General features: G+C 70.7%; 22 protein-coding genes and 1 pseudogene. 4 read left to right on the top strand and 19 right to left on the bottom strand.

The genetic code is table 11. The features are described 5' to 3' along the window. Nucleotides 1–279 precede the first annotated feature (279 nt). The 3 genes from R8Z57_RS14315 to groES form a co-directional block, all read right to left on the bottom strand. Nucleotides 280–1,563 carry an ABC transporter substrate-binding protein gene (locus R8Z57_RS14315; protein WP_318354445.1) on the bottom strand — a complete coding sequence of 428 codons (1,284 nt, stop codon included), beginning with the start codon at nt 1,561–1,563 and terminating at the stop codon, nt 280–282. A gap of 213 nt (nt 1,564–1,776) precedes the next feature. Further along, entirely contained in the window at nt 1,777–2,697 is a 921-nt protein-coding gene (gene rarD / locus R8Z57_RS14310; protein ID WP_318354500.1) for an EamA family transporter RarD, read from the bottom strand. A 210-nt stretch (nt 2,698–2,907) separates the two neighbouring features. After that, entirely contained in the window at nt 2,908–3,204 is a 297-nt protein-coding gene (gene groES, locus R8Z57_RS14305; RefSeq protein ID WP_045275440.1) for a co-chaperone GroES, read from the bottom strand. A 204-nt stretch (nt 3,205–3,408) separates the two neighbouring features. Between groES and R8Z57_RS14300 the strand changes: the two genes are divergently transcribed. Next, nucleotides 3,409–4,608, top strand: a complete 1,200-nt coding sequence (locus R8Z57_RS14300) for a THUMP-like domain-containing protein (protein ID WP_318354444.1) — start codon at nt 3,409–3,411, stop codon at nt 4,606–4,608. 3 nt (nt 4,609–4,611) lie between these two features. Here R8Z57_RS14300 and R8Z57_RS14295 read toward each other — a convergent pair whose 3' ends face one another. The 9 genes and pseudogenes from R8Z57_RS14295 to coaA all read right to left on the bottom strand — a co-directional run bounded on the left by R8Z57_RS14295 (nt 4,612) and on the right by coaA (nt 13,502). Further along, a complete protein-coding gene (locus tag R8Z57_RS14295; RefSeq protein WP_318354443.1) occupies nt 4,612–5,235 on the bottom strand; it encodes a hypothetical protein in 624 nt (207 codons plus the stop codon). After that, nucleotides 5,232–6,299, bottom strand: a complete 1,068-nt coding sequence (tsaD, locus tag R8Z57_RS14290) for a tRNA (adenosine(37)-N6)-threonylcarbamoyltransferase complex transferase subunit TsaD (protein WP_318354442.1) — start codon at nt 6,297–6,299, stop codon at nt 5,232–5,234. Before tsaD ends, R8Z57_RS14295 begins: the two co-directional genes overlap by 4 nt. Continuing rightward, nucleotides 6,296–6,871 carry a ribosomal protein S18-alanine N-acetyltransferase gene (gene rimI / locus R8Z57_RS14285; RefSeq protein WP_318354441.1) on the bottom strand — a complete coding sequence of 192 codons (576 nt, stop codon included), beginning with the start codon at nt 6,869–6,871 and terminating at the stop codon, nt 6,296–6,298. The genes tsaD and rimI overlap by 4 nt, the downstream gene beginning before the upstream one ends. After that, nucleotides 6,868–7,533, bottom strand: a complete 666-nt coding sequence (tsaB, locus tag R8Z57_RS14280) for a tRNA (adenosine(37)-N6)-threonylcarbamoyltransferase complex dimerization subunit type 1 TsaB (protein ID WP_318354440.1) — start codon at nt 7,531–7,533, stop codon at nt 6,868–6,870. The genes rimI and tsaB overlap by 4 nt, the downstream gene beginning before the upstream one ends. Nucleotides 7,534–7,888: 355 nt before the next feature. Continuing rightward, nucleotides 7,889–8,389 carry a tRNA (adenosine(37)-N6)-threonylcarbamoyltransferase complex ATPase subunit type 1 TsaE gene (tsaE, locus tag R8Z57_RS14275; RefSeq protein ID WP_318354439.1) on the bottom strand — a complete coding sequence of 167 codons (501 nt, stop codon included), beginning with the start codon at nt 8,387–8,389 and terminating at the stop codon, nt 7,889–7,891. A 133-nt stretch (nt 8,390–8,522) separates the two neighbouring features. Beyond that, nucleotides 8,523–9,647 (bottom strand): alanine racemase, encoded by a 1,125-nt coding sequence (gene alr / locus R8Z57_RS14270; protein WP_318354438.1) that lies wholly within the window; start codon nt 9,645–9,647, stop codon nt 8,523–8,525. A 245-nt stretch (nt 9,648–9,892) separates the two neighbouring features. Further along, a pseudogene (locus R8Z57_RS14265) lies at nt 9,893–10,240 on the bottom strand (holo-ACP synthase); the annotation flags it as partial. 228 nt (nt 10,241–10,468) lie between these two features. After that, nucleotides 10,469–12,319 (bottom strand): glutamine--fructose-6-phosphate transaminase (isomerizing), encoded by a 1,851-nt coding sequence (glmS, locus tag R8Z57_RS14260; protein WP_318354437.1) that lies wholly within the window; start codon nt 12,317–12,319, stop codon nt 10,469–10,471. A 229-nt stretch (nt 12,320–12,548) separates the two neighbouring features. Continuing rightward, nucleotides 12,549–13,502 (bottom strand): type I pantothenate kinase, encoded by a 954-nt coding sequence (gene coaA / locus R8Z57_RS14255; protein ID WP_318354436.1) that lies wholly within the window; start codon nt 13,500–13,502, stop codon nt 12,549–12,551. A gap of 244 nt (nt 13,503–13,746) precedes the next feature. Here coaA and R8Z57_RS14250 point away from each other — a divergent pair, with 244 nt between their 5' ends. Next, on the top strand, nt 13,747–15,234 hold the full coding sequence (locus R8Z57_RS14250; protein WP_318354435.1) for a heme peroxidase family protein: 1,488 nt from the start codon (nt 13,747–13,749) through the stop codon (nt 15,232–15,234). 90 nt (nt 15,235–15,324) lie between these two features. Here the strand turns inward: R8Z57_RS14250 and R8Z57_RS14245 are convergent, their stop codons facing one another. After that, the gene (locus R8Z57_RS14245) at nt 15,325–16,932 is read right to left on the bottom strand and encodes a M28 family metallopeptidase (RefSeq protein ID WP_318354434.1); all 1,608 of its coding nucleotides are present in this window, start codon (nt 16,930–16,932) and stop codon (nt 15,325–15,327) included. A 203-nt stretch (nt 16,933–17,135) separates the two neighbouring features. On the opposite strand from R8Z57_RS14245, the gene R8Z57_RS14240 reads away from it, so the two are divergent. Further along, complete coding sequence (locus tag R8Z57_RS14240) at nt 17,136–18,080, top strand: Ppx/GppA phosphatase family protein (protein WP_318354433.1); 945 nt, start codon at nt 17,136–17,138, stop codon at nt 18,078–18,080. A gap of 99 nt (nt 18,081–18,179) precedes the next feature. Then, nucleotides 18,180–18,953, top strand: coding sequence for a TRIC cation channel family protein (locus tag R8Z57_RS14235; protein ID WP_318354432.1), 774 nt, complete (start codon nt 18,180–18,182; stop codon nt 18,951–18,953). Nucleotides 18,954–19,023: 70 nt separating this feature from the next. On the opposite strand, the gene R8Z57_RS14230 is transcribed toward R8Z57_RS14235, so the two are convergent. The 6 genes from R8Z57_RS14230 to R8Z57_RS14205 all read right to left on the bottom strand — a co-directional run bounded on the left by R8Z57_RS14230 (nt 19,024) and on the right by R8Z57_RS14205 (nt 26,396). Further along, the gene (locus R8Z57_RS14230) at nt 19,024–21,051 is read right to left on the bottom strand and encodes a glycoside hydrolase family 32 protein (RefSeq protein ID WP_318354431.1); all 2,028 of its coding nucleotides are present in this window, start codon (nt 21,049–21,051) and stop codon (nt 19,024–19,026) included. An 85-nt stretch (nt 21,052–21,136) separates the two neighbouring features. Beyond that, nucleotides 21,137–22,102, bottom strand: a complete 966-nt coding sequence (locus R8Z57_RS14225) for a glycosyl hydrolase family 32 (RefSeq protein WP_318354430.1) — start codon at nt 22,100–22,102, stop codon at nt 21,137–21,139. Nucleotides 22,103–22,194: 92 nt separating this feature from the next. Next, nucleotides 22,195–23,139, bottom strand: coding sequence for a carbohydrate kinase (locus R8Z57_RS14220; RefSeq protein ID WP_318354429.1), 945 nt, complete (start codon nt 23,137–23,139; stop codon nt 22,195–22,197). A gap of 8 nt (nt 23,140–23,147) precedes the next feature. Continuing rightward, the gene (locus R8Z57_RS14215) at nt 23,148–24,104 is read right to left on the bottom strand and encodes a carbohydrate ABC transporter permease (RefSeq protein WP_318354428.1); all 957 of its coding nucleotides are present in this window, start codon (nt 24,102–24,104) and stop codon (nt 23,148–23,150) included. A 1-nt stretch (nt 24,105) separates the two neighbouring features. Next, nucleotides 24,106–25,047 (bottom strand): sugar ABC transporter permease, encoded by a 942-nt coding sequence (locus R8Z57_RS14210; RefSeq protein WP_318354427.1) that lies wholly within the window; start codon nt 25,045–25,047, stop codon nt 24,106–24,108. A gap of 59 nt (nt 25,048–25,106) precedes the next feature. Beyond that, complete coding sequence (locus R8Z57_RS14205; protein WP_318354426.1) at nt 25,107–26,396, bottom strand: extracellular solute-binding protein; 1,290 nt, start codon at nt 26,394–26,396, stop codon at nt 25,107–25,109. Nucleotides 26,397–26,412: the final 16 nt, after the last annotated feature.

The raw sequence follows: 26,412 nt of genomic DNA, 5'->3' as shown, positions 1-26,412 counted from the left end.
GCGGCATCCGTCCCCGCTCTCATTCGCCCGTGCCGGCTCCCTGCCGGCCACTCGCGGCCGGGTGCTCTCTGCCAGGCGACCCCGCCCCACGCGCTGCCACCGCGGCTTGCTGCCGGGCGCCTCGGCACAGCCCTGCCGGCACTCGCAGCCGGGCAATCCTGCACACGCGCTGCCCCCACGGCTCCCTGCGGGGCGCCTCCCACAGCCCTGCCGGGCGCCTCCGGCCCACGCGAAGCGCCCCCGGGTCCGAAGACCCGGGGGCGCGATGCGGAGAGGGGATCAGCCCTCGTACGGCACGTACTTGTTGTCGGCGCCGTACTGGTAGATGTTGATGAAGCCCTCGGTCGGGTCGCCGACCTCGTTGAACGTCACCGGGCTGGAGACACCGTCGTAGTCCGCGACGCCACCCGCGAGGATGATGTCGGCGCACTCGGCGAAGCTCTCGCACTTCTCGCCGTCGCCCGAGCCGCCCGAGACCTCGATGAGCTTCTCAGCGATGGCGGCCGAGTCGGTCGATCCGGCGGCGAGCGCGGCCAGCGCGAGCAGGTTCACGGCGTCGAACGACTCGGGCGCGTAGGTGTAGTCCTTGAGCGCCTCGTCACCCGACTCCTCGACGAAGCCGTTGAGGCCGTCGATGAAGTCCTGCACCTGCGCCGGGGTCGGGCCCGGGTAGGTTCCCTTGGCGCCCTCGAGCAGGCCCGCCGGGAAGTCCTCGTCGTAGGCGGCCATGTTGCCGTCCACGAGGTAGAGGTTGTTCGGGTCGAAGCCGCGGTCGATGAGCGCCGGGAGGATCGTCTTGGCCTCGTCGAAGCTGATCACGGTGATCGCGTCGGGGTCGGCCGCGAGCACCTCGGAGATCTGCGCGTCGAACGACGTGTCGCCCTGGTTGAAGGTGGGGGCTGCGACGACCTCGCCGCCGGCACCCTCGAAGGCCTCGGTGATGTACTGCGCGAGACCGGTGCCGTACGCGTCGTTCAGGACGATCAGACCGAGCGTCTGGTGACCCTCTTCGGCGACGAAGTTGCCGTGGACCTCGCCCTGCAGCACGTCGGACGGCGCGGTGCGGAAGTACAGGCCGTTGTCGTCGTAGTTCGTGAACTGGTCGGACGTGTTGGCGGGCGAGAACTGGATGACGCCTTCGCCGATGACCTGGTCGATGAACTGCAGCGACACACCCGACGACGCGGCGCCGATGATGGCGGCCGGGTCTTCGGCCAGGATGCGCGGGATCTCGGTCTCGTACGCCTTGTTGTCGAGGTCGCCCGAGTCGCCCCAGGTCACGTCGACGTCGAGGCCGGTCGTCTCGGCGTACTCGTTGATCAGCGACTGCGCATACGCGACGCCGGCCTCCTCGGGCGGTCCGAGGAACGCCAGCGTTCCGGTCTGCGGCAGCGCCGTGCCGATCTTGAGGGTCATGTCCTCGACGGGCCCTGCGCTCTCGCTGGGTTCGTCGGTTCCGCCGGTGCCGCCGCCGGCACAGCCGGCGAGGACGAGGGCGCTGGCGCCGATGAGCGCGAGGCCGCCGAGCACGGTGGACTTGCGCGAGCGGGTGAAGACGCTCATGTTGCTCCTTGCTGTGTGATTACCACGGGAACGGCTCGGGCGCCGACCCAGTGCACTAAACCTAATCGCCGTCGAGGCTCGCCAATGTTGCCTTTCGTTAACGATCTGTAACAGCTTGAAAAGCGTGGTCGGCGGGCAATTCCATCGCCGCACGACGGCGTGCCGCTGTGGATAAGTCGCCGGCAGTGCCACCGCACGGGCCCGCGCCGTGCGTCAGGACGCTGCGACGCGCGAACGGCGCGCGTGCACCACCGAGTCCACGGTGAGGATGATCAGCGCGACCCACACCAGGCCGAACCCGATCCAGCGCTCGAGCGGCATGGGCTCTTGCAGCACCCACACCCCGATGATGAACTGCAGGATCGGCGCGACGAACTGCAGCAGCCCGATGGTCGTGAGCGAGACCCGGCGCGCGCCGGCCGCGAAGAGCAGCAGCGGGATCGCGGTCACGATGCCGGCGAGACTGAGCAGCACCGCGTGCTCCCAGCCGTCCGCCCCCATGGTCAGGCCCTGGGTGGCGCCGACGACGATGAGCACGACGACGGCGATCGGCGTCAGCCACATGGTCTCGAGCGTCAGGCCGCTCACCGCGTCGACCGACGGGCCGACCTTCTTCTTGACCAGGCCGTACAGACCGAACGACGCCGCGAGCGTGAGCGCGATCCACGGGAAGGCGCCGTACCCGATCATGATGACGAGCACGGCGCAGGCGGCGACGCCGATCGCCACCCACTGCGTGGCGCGCAGCCGCTCGCGCAGCACGAGCACGGCGAGGAGAACGGTGGCGATCGGGTTGATGAAGTAGCCGAGGCTCGTCTCGATGACGTGGCCGCTCAGCGCCCCGTAGATGAAGACCTGCCAGTTGACGTAGATCAGAAGACCCGCGATGACGGTCAGGCCCAGCACCTTCGGCTGCCGGAAGATCGCCGCCAGCCGCGGCCACGTGCGCGTCACGGTGAGCAGCAGGGCGCAGAACGCCAGCGACAGGAGGATGCGCCACGCCACCAGCTCCCACGGCCCCGTGGGGTCGAGCAGCAGGAAGTACAGCGGCAGGAAGCCCCACAGCAGGTACGCCGAGAAGGTGTAGATGCCGCCGAGCGTGCGTTCGCGCGCTTCGGCGGCGGCGAGACGGATGCCGCGGCTCCCGGTCGTGGTGACGCCCAGGTCGAGGGCGGTCGAGTCGTCGAGCCCGTCCACCGTGCCGCGTTCGGGGGAAGGGGACTGCTCGGGACTCACCGGGTCAGCCTACGCCCGGCGACGGCGGCGGCGGTCCGAGCGCCCGGACATGACGAGAGGGCCGGATGCCGAGGCATCCGACCCTCTCGGTCACGCGGTGCGCAGAACTCAGCGGACGACGACCGCCAGGACGTCGCGAGCCGACAGGACGAGGAACTCGTCGCCGCCGAACTTGACCTCGGTGCCGCCGTACTTGCTGTAGATCACGCGGTCGCCGACGGCGACGTCGAGCGGGATGCGGTTGCCGTTGTCGTCGATGCGGCCGGGGCCCACCGCCACGACCTCGCCCTCCTGGGGCTTCTCCTTGGCGGTGTCGGGGATGACCAGACCGCTGGACGTGGTCTGCTCGGCCTCGACCTGCTTGATGACGATGCGGTCCTCGAGCGGCTTGATGGAAACCGACACGGTCTACCTCTTCTTTCTTGAGACTGAAGACTCGTTAGCACTCTGACATTGAGAGTGCTTACGCCAGTCTAGGCAACGGGCTGGCACTCACGCAACGTGAGTGCCAGCCCGTTGCGCCGGGAGTCGAATCGAGGCCGCGGCGTCGCGCGCGCCTCGCTGGCCGGGGCGGGCGACGGCTTCGCAGGAGCCGCCTAGGCTGGCGGGATGGAGATCGCCGAGCTCACCGCGCTCCTGACGCCCGAAGGCCTCCGGCTGCTCGACGCGATGCCTCCGGTGGAGTCGTCCGACGACGTCGCGCGCGCGGTGACGCGGCTGCGCCGAGACGGCCACTCCCCCGACCTCGTCTCGGCGGTGGTCGGACAGGCGCGGCTGCGCACGCGGGCGCGCACCAAGTTCGGCGACCTCGCCGAGCGCATGCTGTTCACGCGCGCCGGGCTCGAACAGGCGACCCGGCTTCCGATCGCGGCACGGCACGCGGCGCGGTTCCGCGACGCGGGCCTCACACACGTCGCCGATCTCGGCTGCGGCATCGGCGGGGACGCCCTCGGACTCGCGGGCCTCGGCGTGCGCGTCACGGCCGTCGATGCCGACGAGGTGACCGCCGGCATCGCCGCCTTCAATCTCGCGCCCTTCGGCGCCGACGTCGAGGTGCGCCACGGCACCGCGGAAGACACCGACCTCCGGGGCGTCGACGCCGTCTGGCTCGACCCTGCACGCCGCACCGCGGGGCACGGCGAGACCACCCGCACGCGCCCCGGCGACTGGTCGCCGTCGCTGGACTGGGTGTTCGACCTCGCCCGCCGCATGCCGGTGGGCGTGAAGCTCGGGCCCGGCCTCGACCGCGACCTCATCCCCGACGACGTCGAGGCGCAGTGGGTGAGCGCCGACGGATCGACGGTCGAACTCGTGCTGTGGTCGGGCGCGCTGGCGCGTGCGGGCGTGCGCCGGGCCGCGCTGGTCATCCGCGGCGACGGGGCCGCGGCGCGCGCTCACGAGATCACCGCCGAGACGGATGCCGCGGACGAGCCGGTGCGCGACCTCGGCGCCTACCTGCACGAGCCCGACGGTGCGGTGATCCGCGCGCGGCTCATCGGCGACGTGGCGCGCTCGCTGGAGGCCGGCATGCTCGACGAGCACATCGCCTACCTCACGTCGGACGCCGCGCTCACCTCGCCGTTCGTCCAGACGTTCCGCGTGCGCGAGACGCTGCCCGCTGATGAGAAGGCTCTCGGCAAGGCGCTCCGCGAGCGCGACATCGGGCGGCTGGAGATCAAGAAGCGCGGTGTCGACGTCGACCCGGCGACGCTGCGCACGCGCCTGAAGCTGCGGGGACCGGAGACCGCGACCCTGATCCTCACGCGGATCGGAACGCGGCGGACGGCGATCCTCGCCGAGCGCGTCTGACGGTCAGCCGAAGAGGTTCGCGCGGTAGGCCGCGAACAGCAGCCAGCCCGCGCTGTACAGGATCGAGACGGTGCCCAGCACGATCGCCCACACGGCGACCGCGCGGCTCTCCTGCGGCCGGCGCAGGGCGATGATCGCCGTCACGATGGCCACGAGGCCGATCGGGAAGCCCCATCCGACGAACAGCGACACGAGCAGCCCGATGATCGCGAACGCGAGCGCCCATCCCCCGAGGCCGCGCGAGAAGTCCGAGTCCGAGTCGTCCCACGAGGTCGCGTCGGGCGTGAACTCGCCGCCGGGCTCGGACGGGGCCGACTCCACGGTGACAGCGACGGGCGCGGTGGGCAGCCGCTGGAACCCGCCGCGATGCGCGCCGGGCAGCGGCGAGGCGTCCTGCGCGAGGTCGACGTCCGGCGACGCCGCTTCGACCCGCGGACCTGCCGCCGGCGCGGGCGGGACCGGCTGTGCGAGGGCGGGCGGGACCGGCGGCGCGGCAGCCGCGGCCGGCCGTGGACCTGCTTCACCGCCGGGTGTGGTCGCGGCAGCAGCCCGGTCGTCGGCGTCGTCCGGCCGCACCGGCTCGGCGGTCGGCGAATCGGCGGGCTGCGGCATCCGCTCGTCCGTCATGCCGACCCCGCCACCTGGATCTCGGTGACCGGCAGCGTCGAGTCGGCGCCGAAGCCGAGCGTCGACGGCGGGCGGCCCGACATGATGAGCTCCGACGCGAGGGCGGCGATCATGGCGCCGTTGTCGGTGCACAGCGACAACGGCGGGATGCGCACCGTCACACCCTCGGCGGCGGCGCGCTCGAGGGCCACGTCGCGCAGGCGGCGGTTGGCGATGACGCCGCCGCCGAGCAGCAGGCGCGGCACCCCGTGGTCGCGGCAGGCGGCGAGCGCCTTCGTCACGAGCACGTCGACGACGGCCTCGCGGAAGCCGGCGGCGACGTCGGCGACGGGCACGTCCTCACCGGCGGCCTGGCGCTGCTCGACCCAGCGTGCGACGGCGGTCTTGAGGCCCGAGAACGAGAAGTCGTAGCGGTGCTTCGCCATGTCGCTGGCGCGCGACAGCCCGCGCGGGAAGGCGATCGCCTTCGGGTCGCCGGATGCCGCGGCCCGGTCGATCTCGGGCCCGCCGGGGTACGGCAGCCCGAGCAGGCGCGCGACCTTGTCGAAGGCCTCCCCCGCGGCGTCGTCCATGGTCTCGCCGAGGAGCTCGACGTCGGTCGTCAGGTCGCGGACGAGGAGCAGCGACGTGTGCCCCCCGCTCACCAGCAGCGCGACGGTGGGGTACTCCAGCGGCGGCGCGTCATCATCGAGGATGTCGGCCGCGATGTGCCCGACGAGGTGGTTCACGGCGTACAGCGGCTTCTCCAGCGACACCGCGAGCGCCTTCGCGGCGCCCACGCCCACCATGAGCGCGCCCGCGAGACCCGGTCCGCTCGTCACCGCGACGGCGTCGAGGTCGGCGAGCGCGACGCCGGACTCGGCCAGCGCCGCCTCGATCGACGGCTGCAGCGCCTCGAGGTGGGCGCGCGCGGCGACCTCGGGCACGACGCCGCCGTAGCGGGCGTGCTCGTCCATGGAGCTGGCGATGGTGTTGGAGAGCAGCGTGCGGCCACGGACGATCCCGATGCCGGTCTCGTCGCAGCTCGTCTCGATGCCGAGCACCAGCGGTTCGGCGCGGTTCACGTGCACACCCCTCCCGCAGAACTCCACGGATCCGAGCCGGATCGGGCCCCGGCATCCGTCTCGCCGGCGCTCGCGGCCGAATTCTGTGGAGTTTCGCCGACGCCGTTGCCGCGACCGGCCGTCCAGCCGCGCAGGTCGAGCTTCATCACCACGGCGTCGACGTCGTCGGGCTGGTAGTACCGCGGCTTGCGGCCGATCTCGGCGAACCCCTCCGACACGTAGAGCGCCTGCGCGACGGGGTTGTCGGCGCGCACCTCCAGGAAGACGTCCGACACGCGGCGGCGCGCGGCCTCGGCCAGCAGCGCCCGAAGGAGCGCTCGCCCGCGGCCCCGGCCGCGCGACAGCTCGCTGATCGTGATGGTCTGGACGTCGGCATCCCGCGCCCCGGCGACCGCGCGCAGGCCCGCATAGCCGACCAGGCGGCCCGACTCGTCGTCGACGACGTACCAGCCGTGCGGCGACGCGAGCTCTTCGCGCATCATCGCCTCGGACCAGGCATCGGTGGGGAACGAGGCCCGCTCAAGCTTCATGATGGCGGCGAGATCGGCGCCCACCGCCGCGCGGATGGTCACGAGTTCACCCGCTTCGGCGCGTGCGGCAGCGTCACGTCGGGCGAGCGCAGGTACAGGGCGTCGGCCCCGGCGATCGCGCGGCCGGCGGCGATGGCGCGCGCCGCGGCGAGCGCGAGCATGGCCGCGGGGATGCGCTCGGCGTCGCGACGCACGGCGCCGGCCTCGCCGAGGATCGCGTCGAGGTCGTCGCGCGGCGCGAGGGCCGGGTCGGCGAGCCGGACGGGCAGCCCGTCGTCGTCGAGGCCGCGGTACAGCGAGTACGCGAACTCGCGCCGGCGGGCGTCGGTCACGACGGCGAACGTCTCGTCGTCGCCGTCGGGCGCGCCCCAGTCCGACGTCAGCGCCGTGTGCAGCAGGAGCTCGAGCGCGACCGCGTCGTGGCTCGCGACAGGGACGACGGGGATCCCGCGTCCGAGCGCGAACGTCCGCGCGGCGGCGATGCCGACCCGCAGGCCGGTGAAGGGTCCGGGGCCCATCCCCGCGGCGACCTGCGTGATGGCGGCGGGGGTGACGGATGCCTCGGCCAGCGCCCGCTCGATCAGCGAGCCGATCACCTCGGCGTGGCCGCGCGGGTCGGCGCTGTCGACCTGCGAGCGGATGACACCGTCGGGCTCGACGACCGCCACTGCGGAGCCGAGCGACGTGTCGATGCCGAGGATCACCCCTCCAGGGTAGTCGGCGCCCCGCACCCGGTCGGCGCCCCGCACCCGGTCGGCGCCACGCCCGCCCCGGTCGCCCGGCGTCCCTGTTCGCCGGGCGCCGCCAAGCTCGGTCGTGCGCCGCCGCGACCGTTTCGACTCGGTCGCCGGCGCTCCCTCGCTCAACGACCGGAGACAGGCGCAAGGCTCGAGCCCCGGTCGTCGAGCGAGCGAAGCGAGACTAAACACCCGCACCCAGCCCCGGTCATTGAGCGAGGGAAGCGAACGAAACGCCCCCACCCAGCCCCGGTCGTCGAGCGAGCGAAGCGAGACGAAACGCCCGCACCGAGTCCGGTCGACCGGCACGAACGCGGGAGGGCTACGGGTGTCGGGTGATCTTCACCAGGCGCGGAGTGTCGGCGTCGAGCTCGGCCTCGTGGCCGATCGTGCCGCAGGCGTTGTCGACGCCGCGGCCGTGCCACTCGCGCTCGAGCTCGACCTCCCACCAGTGGTCGCGGAGGCCGTCGACGAGGCCACGGCCCCACTCGACGATGACCACCGAGGCATCGAAGTCGATGTCGAGGTCGTCGAGCTCCGCCGCCGAGCCCAGGCGGTACGCATCGACGTGCACGAGCGGAGCACCGCCGACGAGCGACGGGTGGGTGCGGGCGAGCACGAACGTCGGGCTCTGGATCGGTCCGCGCACGTCCAGCCCGCGGCCGATGCCGCGAGTGAGCGTGGTCTTGCCCGCGCCCAGCGGACCGGTGAGCACCACCATGTCGCCGGGGCGCAGCATCCGTCCCATCTCCTCGCCGAGCGCCTCCATGTCGTCGGGCGAGGTGATCTCGCGAGTGCCCACGAGCGCGTCGATGCCGGTCATCGCCCCTCCCCCCTGCCGGATTCAGTCTGCGCGTTTCGTCTGCTCCGGGCGGACCGCGGAATTCCGCGGCGCGCCTCCCCGACCGCGACGGCCGCGACTGAATCCGGAACGCGCGAGGCGGCGCACCGATTCCTCACTCCGCGACCTCCCGCCGCGGCACCCGCGCCCCGACGCGCGTCACGATCTCGTAGTTGATGGTGCCCGCGGCATCCGCCCATTCCGTCGCCCCCGGCACACCGAGGGTCGGGTCGCCGAACAGCACCGCCTCGTCGCCGACGGCGACCTGCGCGTCGCCGACATCGACGACGAACTGGTCCATGGCGATGCGCCCGGCGACCGTGAACCGGCGGTTGCCGATCACGACGGGCCCGAGTCCCGACGCCTGCCGGGGAACCCCGTCGGCGTATCCGAGGGGCACGAGCGCGAGCGTCGTCTCGCGGTCGGTGCGGTAGTCGTACCCGTACGACACGCCCTGCCCCGCCGGCACGCGGCGCACCGCGGCCACCGCCCCGTGCAGGGTCATCGCCGGGCGCAGCCCGAGATCCGCCGCCGAGCGGTCGTCGAAGGGCGAGAGACCGTAGATGCCGATGCCGATCCGCACGCACCCGAGTCGCGACTCGGGCAGGTCGATCGCGGCGTGCGTGGCCGCGATGTGCCGCAGCGGCGGGGCGAGCCCGAGCGAGGCCGCCTCGCCGACGGCATCCTCGAACGTGCGCAGTGCGGCGCGGTCGTCGTCGGCCGACGCGTTGGAGAGGTGGCTGAACAGCGCGATCACGCGCACCCGGCCGATGCGCTCGAGGCGCGCGGCCTCGGCGAACACGATCCGGTAGTCCGCCGGCGCGATGCCGTTGCGCGACAGCCCGGTCTCGAGCTTCAGGTGCACTCCGACGGGACGGTCGGCGGATGCCGCGGCCGCTGCCTTCTGCAGCTGCTCGAGGTTCGAGATGCCGAGCTCGATGCCGCGTGCGGCGGCCTCCGAGAAGTCGGCGCCCGGGGCGTGCAGCCATGCCACGATCGGCGCGTCGATGCCCCCGCGGCGGAGGGCCAGCGCCTCGGAGATGTCGGAGACGCCCAGGCGCGTGGCGCCGCCGGCGAGGGCCGCGCGCGCGGAGCGCACGGCGCCGTGGCCGTAGCCATCGGCCTTCACGACGGCGATGACCTCGGAGCCGGTGAGGCGGCGGAGATGCCGGACGTTGTCTTCGATGGCCCCGACGTCGATGATCGCCTCGCGCAGCACGCCGGCCGGCGGGCGGCTCATGCGCTGGCCTCCGAGCTCGCGCCGCCGGCGCCGGCGCCCGCGGCGTCGCCCGCCCCGCCGCTGCCCGTCGCGGCCCGGCCGTCCCGGCCGTGCTCGCGAGACAAGGGGTCTGCGTCGAGACCGGGGACGACGCCCCCGGTTTCGGCCGGAATGCCCTGTTTCGGCGTCCCGGGCGCGGCCGCGGGCGCCGCCGCGGGCGCGGCCCCGGGCGCCGCGGGCGCGGCCTCCGGGCGAGCGCCGTCGCGGGCCTCGGCGATGACGTATGCGGTCGCCAGGCCCGCGTCGTGCGACAACGACAGGTGAAGGCCGGTGATGCCGCGCGCGGCCACGACGGCGGCGGTGGATCCGGTCAGCGAGAACACCGGTCGCCCGGAGTCCTCGGACGTGATCTCGATCTCCGTCCAATGCACGCCGTCCGAGCCGCCGAGCGCCTTGATGAAGGCCTCCTTCGCGGCGTACCGCGCGGCCAGCGAGTGCGGCTTGAGGCTGCGCTCCCCGCCCGAGAACAGCCGCTCGAGCAGCCGCGGGGTGCGGGCGAGGGTCCGCTCGAAGCGCGGGATGTCGACGAGGTCGACGCCGATGCCGACGATCACGGAAACCTCCTGCCGAGCCGCGTCCGCGGCATCCGTCAGACTATCGCGCCGCCCCGCTCCCCCGGCCCGTCGCCGCATCCCCCGCCCGTCGCCCCGCATCCTTTCCCTCGTCGAGATAGCAGTACCTCGGCGAGACAGCACGTCACCGGCGCCGACGACGTGCTGTCTCGCCGAGATGGCACGATCTCGACGGGGAGGGGAAGAGGGAGAAGAAGGGGGCGGATGCCGTCACTCGACGGTGACGGACTTCGCGAGGTTGCGGGGCTGGTCGACGTCGAGGCCCTTGGCGGTGGCGAGGCCCATCGCGAAGATGTGCAGCGGCACCACGGCGAGGAGCGGCTCGAAGAGCGGGCCCGCCATCGGGATGCGCAGCACCTCGTCGGACTTGGGCAGCACGGCGGCGTCGCCCTCTTCGGCGATCGAGATGACGCGGGCGCCGCGCGCGCGGATCTCCTCGATGCTCGACACCACCTTCTTGTGCATCTCGGGCGACTGGCTCGGCGAGGGCACGACGACGAAGACCGGCTGGCCCGGCTCGATCAGCGCGATCGGGCCGTGCTTGAGCTCGCCCGCGGCGAAGCCCTCCGCGTGGATGTACGCCAGCTCCTTGAGCTTGAGCGCCCCCTCGAGGGCGATCGGGAAGCCGACGTGACGACCCAGGAACAGCACCGAGCGGGTGTCGGCCATCCAGCCGGCGAACTGCTCGATGCGCGGCTGCTCGCGCTCGAGGATCAGCGCGATCTTGCCGGGAACGGCCTCGAGCTCGGCGATGTGCGCGGCGGCGCTCTCGTGGTCGATCGCTCCGCGCACGCGGGCGATGTGGAGCCCCATCAGGTACAGCGCGGTGATCTGGGCGACGAAGGCCTTCGTCGAGGCGACGGCGACCTCGGGGCCTGCGTGCGTGTAGACGATCGCGTCGGACTCGCGAGGAATGGTGGCACCCTGCGTGTTGCAGATCGACAGCGTCCGCGCGCCGTGCTCGCGCGCGTACTTGACAGCCATGAGGGTGTCCATGGTCTCGCCCGACTGGCTGATCGACACGACCAGCGTGTCGGGGCCGATCACCGGGTCGCGGTAGCGGAACTCGTGGGCGAGCTCGACGTCGACGGGAATGCGCGTCCACTGCTCGATCGCGTACTTGCCGACCTGCCCGGCGTAGGCAGCGGTACCGCACGCGATCACGATGATGCGCGAGATGCCCTGGAACAGCTCGTCGAGGCCGTCGAGCTCCGGGATCACGACCTCGCCGCCGCGGATGCGGCCGCGCAGCGTGTTGGCGACGGCTTCGGGCTCTTCCGAGACCTCCTTCGCCATGAACGACGACCAGCCGCCCTTGTCGGCGGCCGAGGCATCCCACGTCACCTCGAACGGCTCGACCTCGACCGGGTTGCCCTCGAAGTCGGTGACCTCGACGCCCGACGGCGTGATCGCGACGATCTGGTCCTGACCGATCGCGAGGGCGTTGCGGGTGTGCTCGACGAACGCAGCGACGTCCGAGCCGAGGAAGTTCTCGCCCTCGCCGAGCCCGATCACGAGCGGCGAGTTGCGGCGGGCGCCGACGACGAGCCCGGGCTGGTCCTCGTGCATCGCAAGGAGCGTGAAGGCCCCCTCGAGGCGCGACACGACGTTGCGGAACGCGCTGACGAGGTCCCCCGTCGCACGGTACTCGCGGCCGATCATGACGGCGGCGACCTCGGTGTCGGTCTCGCTGCGGAAGGTGAAGCCCTCGGCCAGCAGCTCGTCCTTCAGCTCGGAGAAGTTCTCGATGATGCCGTTGTGGATGACGGCAAGCCGGTCGTCGTCGGCCAGGTGCGGGTGGGCGTTGTCGTCGGTCGGGCCGCCGTGGGTCGCCCAGCGGGTGTGGCCGATGCCGGTGGTGCCGTCGCTCATCGGGTGCGACGAGAGGTCGTCGCGCAGCACCTTGAGCTTGCCCGCGCGCTTGCGCATTCCCAGGTCGCCGTCACCGTCGATGACCGCGATGCCCGCGGAGTCGTAGCCGCGGTACTCCAGGCGCGAGAGCCCCGAGATCAGAATGGCCTGGCTCTGCCGCGGGCCCACGTATCCGACGATTCCACACATGCCGACAATGGTAGGCGGGGGGGTTTTGCAAGGAATCTGAACGAATCCCGCGGGGGACGGATGCCGCGGCCCGCCGCCTGCGCTGTGCCCGGCGCGTTTCGTCTCGCTCGTTCCTCGCTCGCTCAACGACCGGTGGCTCGCGCACGGCCGTTGAGCGAGTACGGCGAGACGAAACGCCCCCGGTCTCCGGTCGTTGAGCGAGCGGAGCGAGACGAAACGCCCGCCGGCGTCACAGTTTGCGCAGGAGCACCGTCTCGACGGTGTGGTCGGCGGCCTTCTGCAGCACCAGGTTCGCGCGATGGCGCGTGGGGAGCACGTTCTCCTCGAGGTTGGGGAGGTTGATCGTGTTCCAGAACTCCAGTGCGCGGCTCACCGCGTCCTCGTCGCTCAGCTCGGCGAACACCCGGAAGAACGAGTTCGGGTTGCTGAACGCGCCCCGGCGGAGGGCGAGGAAGCGGTCGACGTACCACTGCTCGATGTGCGCGGCATCCGCATCCACATAGATCGAGAAGTCGAACAGCTCGCTCACCGCGACGTCGTTGGGCGACGGCGGCGGCTGCAGCACGTTGAGACCTTCTACGATGACGATGTCGGGCCGGCGCACGGTGACCACGGCGTCGGGCACGATGTCGTAGCGCATGTGCGAGTAGAACGGAGCGCGCACCTCGGGAGCGCCGCTCTTCACCTCGGTGAGGAACGACACCAGCGCGCGCCGGTCGTACGACTCGGGGAAGCCCTTGCGCTGCATGAGACCCCGGCGCTCGAGTTCGGCGTTGGGGTACAGGAACCCGTCGGTCGTGACGAGCTCGACGCGGGGGGTGCCGGGCCAGCGACTGGTCAGCTCGCGCAGAAGCCGCGCGATCGTGGACTTGCCGACGGCCACCGAGCCCGCCACACCGACGATGAACGGGGTGGTCGAGTCGCTCTCCCCGAGAAAGGCCGACTCCTCCGCACCCAGTCGCTTGGTCGACTCCGCGTAGAGCGAGAGCAGGCGCGACAGCGGCACGTACACCTGCGCGACCTCGGCCATGTCGAGCCGGTCGCCGAGCCCCCGGATCTGCACGATCTCGGTCTCGGTGAGCGGCTGCGTCAGCCCCGCCGACAGGCGCGCCCAGTCGGCGCGGTCGATCTCGCGGTACAGCGAGAGTGCGGGGGTGACCGTGGTCGCTTCGTCGGCGGACATCGCGCCCATCGTAGTCGCTGGCAGCCCGGGCACGGTTCAGGCGCAGACCCCCTGCGGAACTCCACGGATCCGGGCGGGATCGGGCCGCGGCATCCGTTTCGCCGGCGCTCAATGCCGGATTCTGTGGAGTTTCGCCGACGTCGCCGCCCCACAGTCGGCGTGTATCTCCGCCGGGCTCCGCCGCTCCTTCCCCGTGTGCGGCGCGTGCCGCGCGCACGGGGGAGCCCGAACGAAGGAGAACATCATGACCCGGCACGGCTCGTATCCGGCGGACGTCGTCCCGCCGCGCTCCAAGTACTACGACGCGGGGCGCTTCGGCCGCATGTTCGGCGAGCTGCCACCGTTCGCGGCCGACACCCCGGAGGTGCGGGCGGCGCTCCTGGACATCGGCAAGGCGGGCGGCATCATGGACGCCGGCGACGACCTGTCGGCCGGACCCGTGCAGCTCATCGTCGACCCGGCGCTCTCGCACCAGAACCGCAACAGCACGACGCACGTCGCCGGCGACACGTTCCTCGGGCAGTTCATCGACCACGACATCACGTTCGATCCGACCTCGAGCCTCGAGCGGCAGGTCGACCCGGAGTTCATCTCGAACTTCCGCACGCCGGGACTCGGGCTCGACAACGTCTACGGATCCGGTCCGAACGCGTCGCCGTACCTCTACGACCAGAAGGCGGGGCACGGCATCACGATGCTCGTCGAGGAATGCGGGACGCCCGGCCGGTCGGATCTCCCCCGCAACGCCCAGGGCGTCGCGCTCATCGGGGATCCGCGCAACGACGAGAACCTCATCGTGTCGCAGCTGCAGACCGCGATGCTGCGGTTCCACAACGCGGCCGTCGAGCACGTGAAGACCAAGCTCGGGCTCACGAGCCCCGGCGAGGTCTTCGCCGAGGCGCAGCGGCTCGTGCGCTGGCACTACCAGTGGATCGTCGTGCACCACTTCACGCGCACGCTGTGCGGCTCGGCGGTCGTCGACGACATCCTGCAGAAGGGCCGCAAGCACTACCAGTGGCACAACGAGCCGTTCATCCCGGTGGAGTTCTCGGTGGCGGCCTACCGGTTCGGGCACAGCCAGATCCGGCCCTCGTACCGCGCCAACTTCACCGGCAACGCCGACGGCGGCCCGTTCTTCGGCATGATCTTCACCCCCGAGGGCACGCCGGCCGGCGACCCCGACGACCTCTCGGGCGGATGCCGCGCCCCGCGCCGCTTCGTGGATTGGCCGACCTTCTTCGACTTCGGCGACGGCAGCGTCCGCCCGAACAAGAAGATCGACACGACGCTGTCGACGGCGCTGTTCGCGCTGCCGGGATCGGTCGTCGCCCGTCCGGATGCCGCCGCCAACCCGGCGTCGCTGGCGCAGCGCAACCTGCTGCGCCACCTGACCTTCTCGCTGCCGTCGGGGCAGCGGGTCGCGCGGGCGATGAACCTCCCCGAGCTCGCGCGGCACGATCTCGACGACCTGCAGCAGTACGGCATGGACGACCGCACGCCGCTGTGGTTCTACATCCTGCGCGAGGCCGACGTGGTCGAGGACGGCGACCGCCTCGGACCTGTCGGAGCGCGGATCGTCGCCGAGGTGCTCATCGGACTCCTGCAGGGCGACCGGTCGTCGTACCTGGCGCAGGACCCCGACTGGCAGCCGTCGCTGCCGACCCTCGACCCCGCGCGTCAGGGAGACGACTTCCGCATGGTCGATCTGCTGCACTTCGCCGGCGTCGCATAAGAGCGAGCGGATGCCTCGGCCCGAGGCATCCGCTCACACGACGTGCCCGCCCTCCTGACGAGGGCGGGCACGCTCCGTGCTGTCGAGAGATCAGTCCGCGACGGGGTCGTGGTCGTGGCCGTGCAGACCGCCGCCACCGCCGGCCCACGTGCCCTCGGCACCGGCGGGCGCGGGCAGCGTGAGGCCGCCCGGCACGTCGACGCCGGGCACGCCGTTCACCGACTGGGTGGAGTAGGCGTAGGCGAGCACCGCGAGCGCGATGGCGTCGGAGTTGGTCTCGAGCGCGTCGAGGCTGAGGTTGTCGATGTCGTCGCAGGCCTGGTGGTAGCACGGGTCGAGCCACTCGCCCGCCGTGCCGCCCCAGATCTCCGCCTGCTCGGGCGTCTTCTCGTCCTCGGCGCCCGTGAAGAGACCACCGGCCGGGATGCCGTTGAGGATGAACGCCTCGTAGTCGCTGCGTCCGCTGAACTCGGCGTCGTCGTAGGGCACGCCCACGCTCGTGAAGTAGCTCTCGAAGAGATCCTCGATCTGCACCGAGCCCTCCGGCACCACGACCGGGGCCTCCCACGTGGACTCGTCCCCGTCGTACACCATGAAGATGTAGTTGGGCGACGCGACCATGTCGAAGTTGAGGTAGAGCGCGATGCGGTCCTTCTCGGCGTCGTTCAGTCCGTCGACGTAGGCCGCCGATCCGAGCAGACCCTCCTCCTCGGCAGCCCACCACGCCAGGCGCACGGTGTTCTGCGGCTTGACCTTCTGCATGCTCTGGGCGAGCTCGAGCAGCGCGGCCGAGCCGGAGCCGTTGTCGTTGATCCCCGGACCCGCGGGCACCGAGTCGAGGTGCGCTCCCGCCATGACGACGTTGCCGGGGTTGCGGCCGGGCAGCTCGGCGATGACGTTCTTCTGCGGGTGGTTCTCGATCGCGAGCGTCACCGTGGCCGTGGAGCCCGGCTGGGCCAGCGAGACGCCGCCCTGGAACGACGTCGACACCACGGGGATCTCGAGCGGCGTCGGGTTGGCCCCGATCAGCGTCACGTTGGTGAGCGCGTCCATGCGGTCGGGGGCGTTGCCCTGGTTCATGATGACGACGGCCTCGGCCCCCGCGTTGTAGGCGTTGCGCGCCTTGATGCCGAACTCGCACGCCCCGCGCTGGATGAGCGCGATGTCGGTGGTGCCGAGGAAGTTCAGTCCGGCGAAGTCGGCCGCCTCGCACCCGCTCGTGCTGGTGGCGGGGTTCGCGATCGCCAGATCGACCGGGATGACGGTGCCCGTCACCGAACCCGCCGCCGTGTCACCGGTGGAGAAGTAGCCCGCCGGCTGCGCGACGTTCACGGGAGTCAGCTGCTGCACGGAGGGGATCGACAGGAAGTAGTCGAACTCGTCGATCGACACCTTCCAGCCCGCCGCTTCGAGGGTCTCGACGACGTAGTCGACGCTCGCCTCGTACCCGGGGGTGGCGGCCGCCCGGTTCCCGCCGTTGGCGTTCGCGATGTCCTGGAACGCCTGCAGGTGTTCCAGCGCACCCTCGGCGCTGACGCATTCCAGCAGCTTCGCGACCGTGTTGTTGTTGCGCTTGTCGCACGATCCGCCGGGGGCGGCCGCGGCGGCGGTGACCGGCATGATCGCCAGGGCCAGGGCGGTGGCCCCGGCAGCAGAGAGCGCCACCGCGCGGCGCGCGGAGGTGCGGGATCGATTCATCGTGTTCTCCTCGTTCTGCGGCGGCAGTTGTCGGCCGCCGTGCGCGGGCCTCGCCTTCGAGGCTCGTCTGCGGGAACGAGTGCCAGGTCGGCACCCTGGCGCCGACGTTAGACCGCGCATCCGCTGACGCATAGATGCGGCATCCCGTTTCTCATCTCCGCCTCATCTCCGGCTCGCCGTCCGGCGCCCGCTACTCTGAGGGCGTGCGCCTGGGAGTCCTCGACATCGGCTCGAACACCGTCCATCTGCTCGTCGCCGACGTCCGCCCCGGCGGGCGCCCGCTCGCCCAGACGAGTCAGCGCACCGTGCTGCGCCTGATGCGGTATCTCGACCCGGACGGGGCGATCAGCCCGCAGGGCGTGACCGCCCTGGTCGATGCCGTCACAGAGGCGCGGCGCATCGCGGCGGCCGAGAAGGTGGACGAGCTGCTCGCGACGGCGACCTCCGCCGTGCGGGAGGCCACGAACGGCGCGGAGGTCATCGCCCTCATCGAGGAAGCGCTCGGCCAGCCGCTGCAGGTGCTGGGCGGCGAGACCGAGGCGCGGTTCACGTTCCTCGCCGTCCGCCGCTGGTTCGGGTGGGCCGCAGGCCAGATCCTGCTGTTCGACATCGGCGGCGGCTCGCTCGAGGTCGCGGCCGGTGCCGACGAGCTGCCGGAGCAGGCGGCATCTGTCCCCCTCGGCGCGGGGCGCATGACCGTGCAGTTCCTCCCCGACGATCCGCCCGGCGAGGCCGCCGTCGAGCAGCTGCGCGAGCACGCCCGCGCCACGCTCGCTCCCGTCGCCGAGTCGTTCGGGAGCCTCGCGCGTCCCGACCACGTGGTCGGCTCATCGAAGGCGATCCGCTCGCTCGCCAAGCTCGTGGGCTATCCGGTTCCCGGCTGGTCGGGGATCGAGCGGATGCTGCTCCCTCGCGCCTCGCTGAGCTCGTGGATCCCGCGCCTCGCCCGGATCCCGGCATCCGCCCGTCAAGAGCTGCCCGGCATCACCGCCGATCGCACCTTCCAGATCGTCGCGGGGGCGGTCGTGCTGCACGAGGCGATGCGGCTGCTGGACGTCGACGAGCTCGAGGTCTCGCCGTGGGCTCTGCGGGAGGGCGTGCTGCTGCGCTACATCGAGTCGCTCAGCTGGAGCGCGCCGAGCGCCTGAGCCCGCCGCGGTTTCCCCCGAATCGCGCGATGCCGTCCGCACGGGTCACGGTCTACCGTGACGTGGCGGCCTGCTCGGCCGCCGGCGAGGAGGAGCCCGATGCACCCGATGGATCTCACGTTCGGCACATGGTCATTGACGGGCGGAGGAACCGCCGTCGACCTGATCGCGGCGACGACAAACGCCCTGAACGGCGCACTGCTCGCTCGCCGTCCCGATCACTACCGCAACTACACGTTCGTGGGCATCATCCTCATGGCGATCATCGGCGGCATCGCCGGCGGCGTCACGCGCGACGTCATCCTCGGCAATCCGCCGTCGGCCTTCATGAACCCGGCCTACATCACGTTCTGCGTGGTCGCGGGTGTCATCGGCTACTTCATCGCGTACGCGAGCGGTCAGCTCTTCCGCGAGGGCCTGTTCCAATTCATGACCTCGTTCTCCCTCCCCTGGTACGCGATCATCGGCGCGCAGAAGGCGAACGAGGCGGGCTACCCCATCCTCGGTGCGCTGGCGATCGCGGTCATCGCACCGACGGCCGGGCGCTTCCTGATCGACGTCACGAGCGGCGTCACCCCCAAGCAGTTCGTGCGGGGCGAATGGTTCGTCGCGACCGCCATCGGCACCGGCCTGGTGTGGATCGTCCTCGACGAGATGGGCGTGCCGTACTGGATCAGCGTGGCGATCGCCTTCCTCATCGGCTTCACGTTCCGCGTGCTCGCGCTGTACCGCGGCTGGGAGGAACCGCTCGCGCGCGAGCCGAAGGGCCTCAAGATGCACGCCGACAAGCGCCCGCTGCTCGGCCGCAAGCTCGCCGGAAAGTCGCAGGAAGAGCTGCGGATGCTGGGACTCACGGTCGACGACGTCCACTGAGCGGGCGCAGCGCCTGATACACCCGGGTCGCCGCGGTCCTCGAGGAGCGGCGCCGTCGGGATCGACGCGCTCAGTCGCTGAGGACGACGTGGTCGACCATCAGATGGCCCCAGGCACCGGTGGCATCGTCGAGGATCTGGAATTGCGCGACCCGTCCAGCGAGGTCGCGCAGATCCCACTGGACGTGGCGCAACTCCGCCGACCCCGTCCCGGTCGCCGACCGGACGGGCTGCCCATCAATGAGCAGCTGCACAGAGGTGGCAGGCTCCACGCCGAGCGGGTGATCGCCGCCGCCGACGAGGAAGTGCAGGAAGCTCCTGTCGATCGCGAAGGGTGGCGAGGTGATCGTTCCCGTGGCGGGGTCACCCCCGCCCACGAACGTGTCGGCGAGCCGAGCTCCTACCTGTCCGCGGAGGTCGGCCGCGCTGGGTCCTGCGCCGACGAAGCTGCCCGTCGCCGTCCATCCTTGGTCCCACGTCTCGTCCTCGAAGTCGGCGATCAGCCGGGCCGGCCGCTGCACGACGCTGCCGAACTCGGTGATGGTCAGATCGTGGAAGACGGCCGCGCCGCCGGACGTGTACAGGGCGATTCCGTCGTCTCCGGGTGGCGCGAAGACCTGGCTCGAGTGGGCGTATCTGCCGTCATCGACGAAGACCTCGATCGTGGTGCGGTCCACGAGGATGCGCAGATGCACGCTGTCGGCGTCGCTGGGGAAAGGCGTGCGGCTCTCTGTCTTCCAGGTTCCGACCGGGTAGCCGGTCTGGCCGCGATTCAGGTAGGCGTAGGTGTCGGTCACGCCGACATCGGCGTGACGCGTGCCGTCGGCGGAGCGCCTCAGCTGCAAGCCGATGTTGGTGGCGGTCTCCCACGTCACGTCCGCCTCGATCTGGTACGCGTCGCCTTCGTACGCAAGAGGCAAGAACCCGTCCACCGTCACGTCGCCGAGCTCCGTTCGCGCCGTGGTGATGTCAGCGAGCGCCGCCACCGGCTGCGACACCAGGCTGAACGTCGAGCCGTACCTCTTGAGCCGGATCTCGCGGGTGATCGAGTCGGTGCCGTTGAACCCGTCGGCGGCCCACGTCGGGGTCGAGTGCGCGTAGTCCCAGTTGTTCATCCAGCCCACCGCGTAGCGACGGTCCATCGGCGCGGCGGGATCTTCCCACGTCACCGCGCCGTACCAGTCGAATCCATGGTCGAGCCATTGCGGGGAGCTCTGGTCGAACGTGAAGGACGTGCCGTCGAACGATCCCGTCCAATATGCGAAGGTCGCGGGCTCCCCTGTGGCGTAGCCGTTCGCGCTGACGCCGAACACCCACTTCACGCTGCCGTCGTCAGCGCGGATCGGGAACAGGTCCGGGCACTCGATCGTGCCGATGCCGGGGTTCACGTACTCCCACGTGCGGGACCACGTCTTCAGGTCCGGTGACGTGTAGAAGCTCACCCGGTCGCGCTCGGCGATCAGCGCCACCCAGCGGCCGCGCTCGGCATCCCACACGACCTTCGGGTCGCGGAAGTCCGCCCGTCCGCCGTTGGCGATGACCGGCTCATCGCCGTAGGGGCGGAAGTTGCGGCCGCCATCCGTCGAGTACCAGAGGAACTGCGCCTGGGGTCCGGACGCGTTCGTCTGCTGCGCCGGAGTGGGATGGTCCATCTGGGTGACGAGCATGACCACAGCACCGGCGCCGAATCCGGCCGTGTTCGCTTCGTCGAGGACGGTCGATCCCGACCAGAGGTCGTAGTTGGCGTTGGTCTTCTTGGGCGCAGCAACGCCCTGGTCGGCGAACACGACGCCGTCGTACGAGGTCGCGAGCCGCCATTCAGTGCCAAAGTTCGCGGTGGGATCCGCGTTGTATTCGCTGTTGTAGAGGTAGTAGTAGTGGAACTTGCCGTCCACGAAGACCGGCCGCTGCGGGTCGTTCTTCCAGTGGTCAGGCACGGTGAAGTGGTACTGCGCGCGGTAGTCGTCGGAGGGTTCGGCGGCTGCGGCTGCGGCTGGGGCATCGCCGGCGCCAGCCGCGACACCACCGCTGACCCCCACCGCGATCGCGACCAGCGCCCCCGCAGTCAGACGCACGGAGCGTCGCTTCGAAACTGACATCATCGTCATCCTTCTGTCGCACGGACGCGGCACCCCGAAGCGGGAGGGGGCCGAGGCTCGTCCGCGAAGCCCCGGCCCCGACGGATCAGACGGAGGCGCCCACCGCTTCTCGGCGGACGAGCCGGCCGCCGTCCCACTGCACCGGCATCGGGTCCGTGACACCGCCGACGAACCGCCCGTCATCGCCGATGTTGCGGAAGGCGAACAGCAGCCACTCACCGTCGGACCGGCGCTGCAGCAGGCGCCCGACGTAGAGCCGCTCGTCTGTCAGCGGGTAGGCAGCGTCGATGTCGAAGGACCCGAGCAGGCTCTCCGCCGGCACTGCCCACGTGCCGCCGGCCGCGGCGCGACGGGACGCGGTGCTCTGCTCCTTGAGGCAGGAGAAGAGCACTACCGGCCGCCCGTCGACGACCTCCGCCTGCAGCACCTCGAGCTGCCCGAATCCGTCGACGCTGGGCGCGCTGAGCGGCTCGCGCAGCTCCCACGTCCGCAGGTCGGCCGACCAGGCGTGCCCGATGACGCCCCGCCCGTCGACGGGGCCCTCGGCTGCCCGGGCGGTGATGAGCATGTGCCAGCCGTCCCCGTCCGGGTCGGCGAACACCCACGGGTCGCGGAAGGCCTCGTCATGCCACGCGCCGCTCGAGAGCGTCTCATACCAGGGCGCCGTCGCCTCGAGTACCGGTGCACCGGCCTTCGTCCAGGTGAACAGGTCCGGCGAGGTCGCGAAGCCGATTCGCTGCACGTTCTTCCCGTTCGGTGCGAGGGTCGCCCCCGTGTAGAACATGAACCACGTTCCGTCGGGGTGCCTCACCACCGATCCCGTCCACGTGGCGAGCTCGTCGAAGGCGGGCGCATCGCTGCGCACCAGCGCATCGGCGACCTGCGTCCACTCGACGAGGTCTACAGAGACCGCGTGCCCGATCGAAGCGCGATAGTGGCGCGCTTCGGGGTCGTGGAGCGCGCGCGAGGCGTAGAGGAAGAAGAGGTGGTAGCGCTCGCCGTCGTCGGCGAACCAGTAGTCCCATACCCAGGAGTCGGGGAGGTCGAACACGAGAGTTCCTTCGAGAGTCGTGCGCGGTGGATCGCGCGATGGTGTGCCCCTCCGCCCGGCGGGCGGGGAGTGCGAGTGCGAGCTGCCGCGGCTTACCGCGCTGCCGCCGGCGTCGCCGGCGCGGCGAGTTCGGCCCGGCGGGGCGGGTCGGCGCCCGGTCGCGACACGGTGATCGCCGCCGCGTCGGCTGATCGCCGAAGCAGGGATTCGACGACCGACGAACGGATGCTGCCACCCGCCGTCTGGAGCGACGCTCGCAGGTCGTCGCTGCCGACGATGCTGTCGATGAGCACACCCATGAACGTGTCGCCGGCGCCGACGGTGTCGACCACGTCGGTCACCACGGCGGGCGCGGCGATCTCGCCGTCGGCGGTCACGCCGATCGCACCGTCCGACCCGAGCGTGACCACGACGAGCCGCGGGCCGCGAGCGACCCACTCACGCGCGACCTCGACGAGGTCGCGTCCGGGGTGCAGCCACCGGAGGTCTTCGTCGCTCGCCTTCACGACGTCGGCGAGCTGCACCAGTCCGGCGACACGCTCCCGGACGCAGTCGGGATCGTCGACGAGCGACGGCCTGATGTTGGGGTCGTACGTCACGATCGCCCGCCCTCGCACCGATCGCACGAGTGCCGCGACCTGGCCGGCACCGGGTTCGAGCACCGCGGCCACAGAGCCGACGTGCACGAGGTCGGCGGTGCTCGCGATTTCCTCGAGGCGGTCGGCGTTCGCCCCGAGATCCCACTCGAGATCGAACTCGTAGGTGGCGGCACCGCTCGCGTCCAGGCGGGCGGCGGCCGTCGACGTGCGCGGCGACGCGACGGCCACCACCTGGACATCGGACCCCTCGAGCCAGGCCCTCACGCGGCGGCCGCGATCGTCGTCGCCGAGGCGGGTGAGCAGCGTCGGGCGTCGTCCCAGCCTTCCGAGCGCCAGCGCCGTGTTCGCGGGGCTGCCGCCGGGCGCCTCCTCGACGCTGCCGTCCGCGCGCTGGACGATGTCGACCAGGGCCTCGCCGACGACCAAGAGGCGCAGCATCCGTTCGCTCATCCCTTCACCCCGCTCGCGGCGATGCTGCTGACGAACGCGCGCTGGAACACCAGGAAGACGATGAGCACCGGGATCGTGATGAGGGAGGTGTAGGCCATCACCTCGCCCCACGCGGTGTTGAGCTGGAAGAAGTACTGCATGCCGACCATGACCGGCCGCAGCTCCTCTTTCTGCACCACCATGAGGGGCCAGAGGTACTGGTTCCAGGCGGGGAGGAACGTGAGGATCGCCACTGTCGCGAAGGCCGGGCCCGACAGGGGCACGAGGATGCGCCGGTAGATGGTGAACCAGCTGGCGCCGTCGATGCGCGCCGCCTCGTCCAGCGACTTCGGGATCGTGGAGAAGTACTGCGTGAACAGGAAGATCGAGAACGCGTTCGCGATGAACGGCACGATCTGCACCTCGTAGGTGTTGAGCCAGCCGAAATCGTACTTGAGCACGCCGCCCTCGATGACGAGGGTCGGCAGTTGCGCAACCCAGTAGACCATCGGCACCGCGATCGTTTCGAACGGCACGATCAGCGTCGCGATGATCAGCGCGAGGACGACGATCCGCCCCTTCCACGCCAGCCGGGAGAGCGCGAAGCCTGCCATCGAGTTAACGATGAGTCCGAGTCCCACCGTCAGCACCGTCACGAGTACGGAGTTGAACAGGAACTGCGCGACGGGCACGCGATCGAACACCCCGAAGTAGTTGTCGAGGCTGATGTCGCCGACCGGCAGGAAGGCGGCGGGTGAGTCGATGTCCTGCAGGATCTGACTGTCGGGCTTGAGGCTCGACACGAACATGAAGACCAGCGGGAACAGGAAGATGATCCCGAACAGCGACAGGGCGACGTACAGGAACACCTTGCCCCTGACGCGCTGAGACTTCTCGCTGCGCGCGGGCGCAGGGCGGGTGGAGCGGCGCGACGATCCCGCGGGAGCCGTCGTCAAAGTCTGGGTAGCGGTCACGTCAATCCTTCTCTCGCGTGATCCGGCGCTGGATGAGCGCGATGGCGAGGACCGCGACGAAGAAGATCAACGAGATCGCCGCGGCGTACCCGATCTCCTGCTGCTCGTAGCCCTTGCGCACGGCATGGAAGACGATGGTCGACGTCGAGTTCACGGGCCCACCCTGGGTCATGACGTCGATCTGCACGAACAGGCCGAGGGCGGCGATGGTGATCGTCACGAGGACGAAGACCATGGTGGGCCTGAGGCCCGGCCACGTGACGTTCGTGAACTGCCGCCACGGGCTCGCGCCATCCATCTTGGCGGCCTCGTAGAGCTCCTCGGGGATCGTCTGAAGTCCCGCGAGCCAGATGATCATGTGGAATCCGACAGCCTGCCAGATCGAGAGCACGATGATGGCTCCGAGGGCGGTGTTGGGGTCGTTCAGCCAGTCGACGTTCGACCACGCCCCGAAGGTGAGGGCATCGAACATCGCGTTGATGAGGCCGTCCTTCTGGTACATGAACTTCCACAGGATCGACACCACGACGATCGAGGTCACGACGGGGATGAAGAAGATCACGCGGAAGGCGGTGACGCCGCGCATGCGCCGATTCACCAGCACCGCGAGGAGCAGCCCGAGCGCGGCCTGCACCGGCACGACCACGAGAGCGAACACCGCGGTGTTGCCCACCGACTGCACGAACACGGGGTCGGCCGTGAACGCGCGGATGAAGTTGTCGAACCCGACGAACCGGGGCGGGTTCGGTGAGACGAGACGCGCGTTCGTGAACGACAGCGCGAACGCGAGGATGACCGGGACGACGAGGAACAGCACCAGGAGGATGCCCGCGGGGGCGATCATCCCCAGTCCTGCCCAGGTCTCGCGACCCTTGATGGACCGGAAGCGACGGTAGGCGCGCCGAGGCTCTTCGGCGGCGACCGTCGGAGGAGTGACAGTCATGACAGATCTCGCGGAGAGTGCGCCGGCGAGGGCCGCGTGGCCCTCGCCGGCACGGTGGATCACTGGAAGCCGTAGCCGTCGTTCGACTCGATGTTGGCGTCGATCTCAGCGACCGCCCGGTTGAGCGTCTCCTGGACGTCGGCGCCGTTCATGATGTCTTTGGCCGCCGTCTCGAACGTCGCCGAGATGACCGCGTACGCGGGCGTCTCCGGTCGCAGCACCGCATACTGCTCAGAGAACTCGACGAACGGGCGCAGGGCACCGTCGTCGCCGAAGTACTGCGACGCCTGAGCGGCAGCATCCGTCGCCGGGATCACGACCTGCTGGTCGGCGAACTCGGTGATGTACTTGTCCTGGAAGCTGAACTCCAGGTATGCACGTGCACCGTCGGCGTCATCGCACGCGGACGAGATCGCCCACTGCCATGAACCGCCGCCGATCTTGGGCCCGTTGCCGAGGTCCGGCGGGGGCAGGATCAGCAGGTCGTCACCGACCGCGTCGAGCGCGGCCACCGCGTTCCACACGCCGGTGTAGCTGAGTGCCACCTCATCGTCGATGAACTCCTGGTTGCCCACGGTGCCGCTGTTTCCCGCATACCCGTCGGCGAAGAGGCCGGCGAACCAGTCACCCCAGGCCAGCGCCTCGGATCCATTGAGGGCACCGTCGGCCGAGAGCATGGTGTTGCGGTCGATGAGGTCGCCGCCGAAGCTCTGCAGGAACGGCGAGTAGGCGTAGGGCCACCATTCGCCGGTGTCTTCTGCTCCGATGTCGATGGGGGTCTCGTAGCCGGCGTCCTTGAGGGTGGCGAGCGCCGCGTCGAACTCGTCGGTGGTCCACGGCTCCTCGACGGTCGGGATGCGGATGCCGTTGCCCTCGAGCACCGACTTGCGCGCGAAGATGCCGAGCGCGGCATCCCAGTAGCCGGCCGAGTAGATCTCGTCGTCCCACACGCCGACGGCGGTGGGCAGCAGTGAGTCGGTGATCTCGGTGGGGAGGCCGAGCGGCTGCAGGTACCCCGCCCACGCCCAGTTCGGCATGATCGGTCCGTCGAGGTCGAGCAGGCAGGGCAGATCGCCGGATGCCGCGGCCGCCACGATCGCGTCGTTGTAGGCGCCCTGCGGGAACGACTCGTGCACGACCTGGTACTCGTCCTGCGATTCGTTGAAGTCGGAGATGATCTGCTCGTAGACCTCGAGCTCGGCCGGGTTGCCGGCCGAGTGGGTCCACATCGTCAACTCGGTGCGGCCGTCCGCGGTGGTGGCATCACCTTGGCCGGCTTGCCCGCAGCCGGTCAGGGCGATCGCCGTGACCAGGCCCGCGGACACGAGGATCGGGGTCCTTGTGCGCATTGTTGTGGTTTCCTTT

It is taken from the genome of Microbacterium sp. M3, assembly GCF_033548675.1.
Lineage (GTDB): Bacteria > Actinomycetota > Actinomycetes > Actinomycetales > Microbacteriaceae > Microbacterium > Microbacterium arthrosphaerae.
The sequence above is the reverse complement of the archived record's forward strand: the minus strand, read 5'-3'. Positions and strand labels throughout refer to the sequence as shown.

Excerpts from the sequence above, each read along its gene's own strand:
- R8Z57_RS14315 (WP_318354445.1), bottom strand. The coding sequence starts at position 1,563 with ATGAGCGTCTTCACCCGCTCGCGCAAGTCCACCGTGCTCGGCGGCCTC.
- R8Z57_RS14300 (WP_318354444.1), top strand. The coding sequence starts at position 3,409 with ATGGAGATCGCCGAGCTCACCGCGCTCCTGACGCCCGAAGGCCTCCGG.
- R8Z57_RS14295 (WP_318354443.1), bottom strand. The coding sequence starts at position 5,235 with ATGACGGACGAGCGGATGCCGCAGCCCGCCGATTCGCCGACCGCCGAG.
- tsaE (WP_318354439.1), bottom strand. The coding sequence starts at position 8,389 with ATGACCGGCATCGACGCGCTCGTGGGCACTCGCGAGATCACCTCGCCC.
- alr (WP_318354438.1), bottom strand. The coding sequence starts at position 9,647 with ATGAGCCGCCCGCCGGCCGGCGTGCTGCGCGAGGCGATCATCGACGTC.
- glmS (WP_318354437.1), bottom strand. The coding sequence starts at position 12,319 with ATGTGTGGAATCGTCGGATACGTGGGCCCGCGGCAGAGCCAGGCCATT.
- coaA (WP_318354436.1), bottom strand. The coding sequence starts at position 13,502 with ATGTCCGCCGACGAAGCGACCACGGTCACCCCCGCACTCTCGCTGTAC.
- R8Z57_RS14250 (WP_318354435.1), top strand. The coding sequence starts at position 13,747 with ATGACCCGGCACGGCTCGTATCCGGCGGACGTCGTCCCGCCGCGCTCC.
- R8Z57_RS14245 (WP_318354434.1), bottom strand. The coding sequence starts at position 16,932 with ATGAATCGATCCCGCACCTCCGCGCGCCGCGCGGTGGCGCTCTCTGCT.
- R8Z57_RS14235 (WP_318354432.1), top strand. The coding sequence starts at position 18,180 with ATGCACCCGATGGATCTCACGTTCGGCACATGGTCATTGACGGGCGGA.
- R8Z57_RS14230 (WP_318354431.1), bottom strand. The coding sequence starts at position 21,051 with ATGTCAGTTTCGAAGCGACGCTCCGTGCGTCTGACTGCGGGGGCGCTG.
- R8Z57_RS14220 (WP_318354429.1), bottom strand. The coding sequence starts at position 23,139 with ATGCTGCGCCTCTTGGTCGTCGGCGAGGCCCTGGTCGACATCGTCCAG.
- R8Z57_RS14210 (WP_318354427.1), bottom strand. The coding sequence starts at position 25,047 with ATGACTGTCACTCCTCCGACGGTCGCCGCCGAAGAGCCTCGGCGCGCC.
- R8Z57_RS14205 (WP_318354426.1), bottom strand. The coding sequence starts at position 26,396 with ATGCGCACAAGGACCCCGATCCTCGTGTCCGCGGGCCTGGTCACGGCG.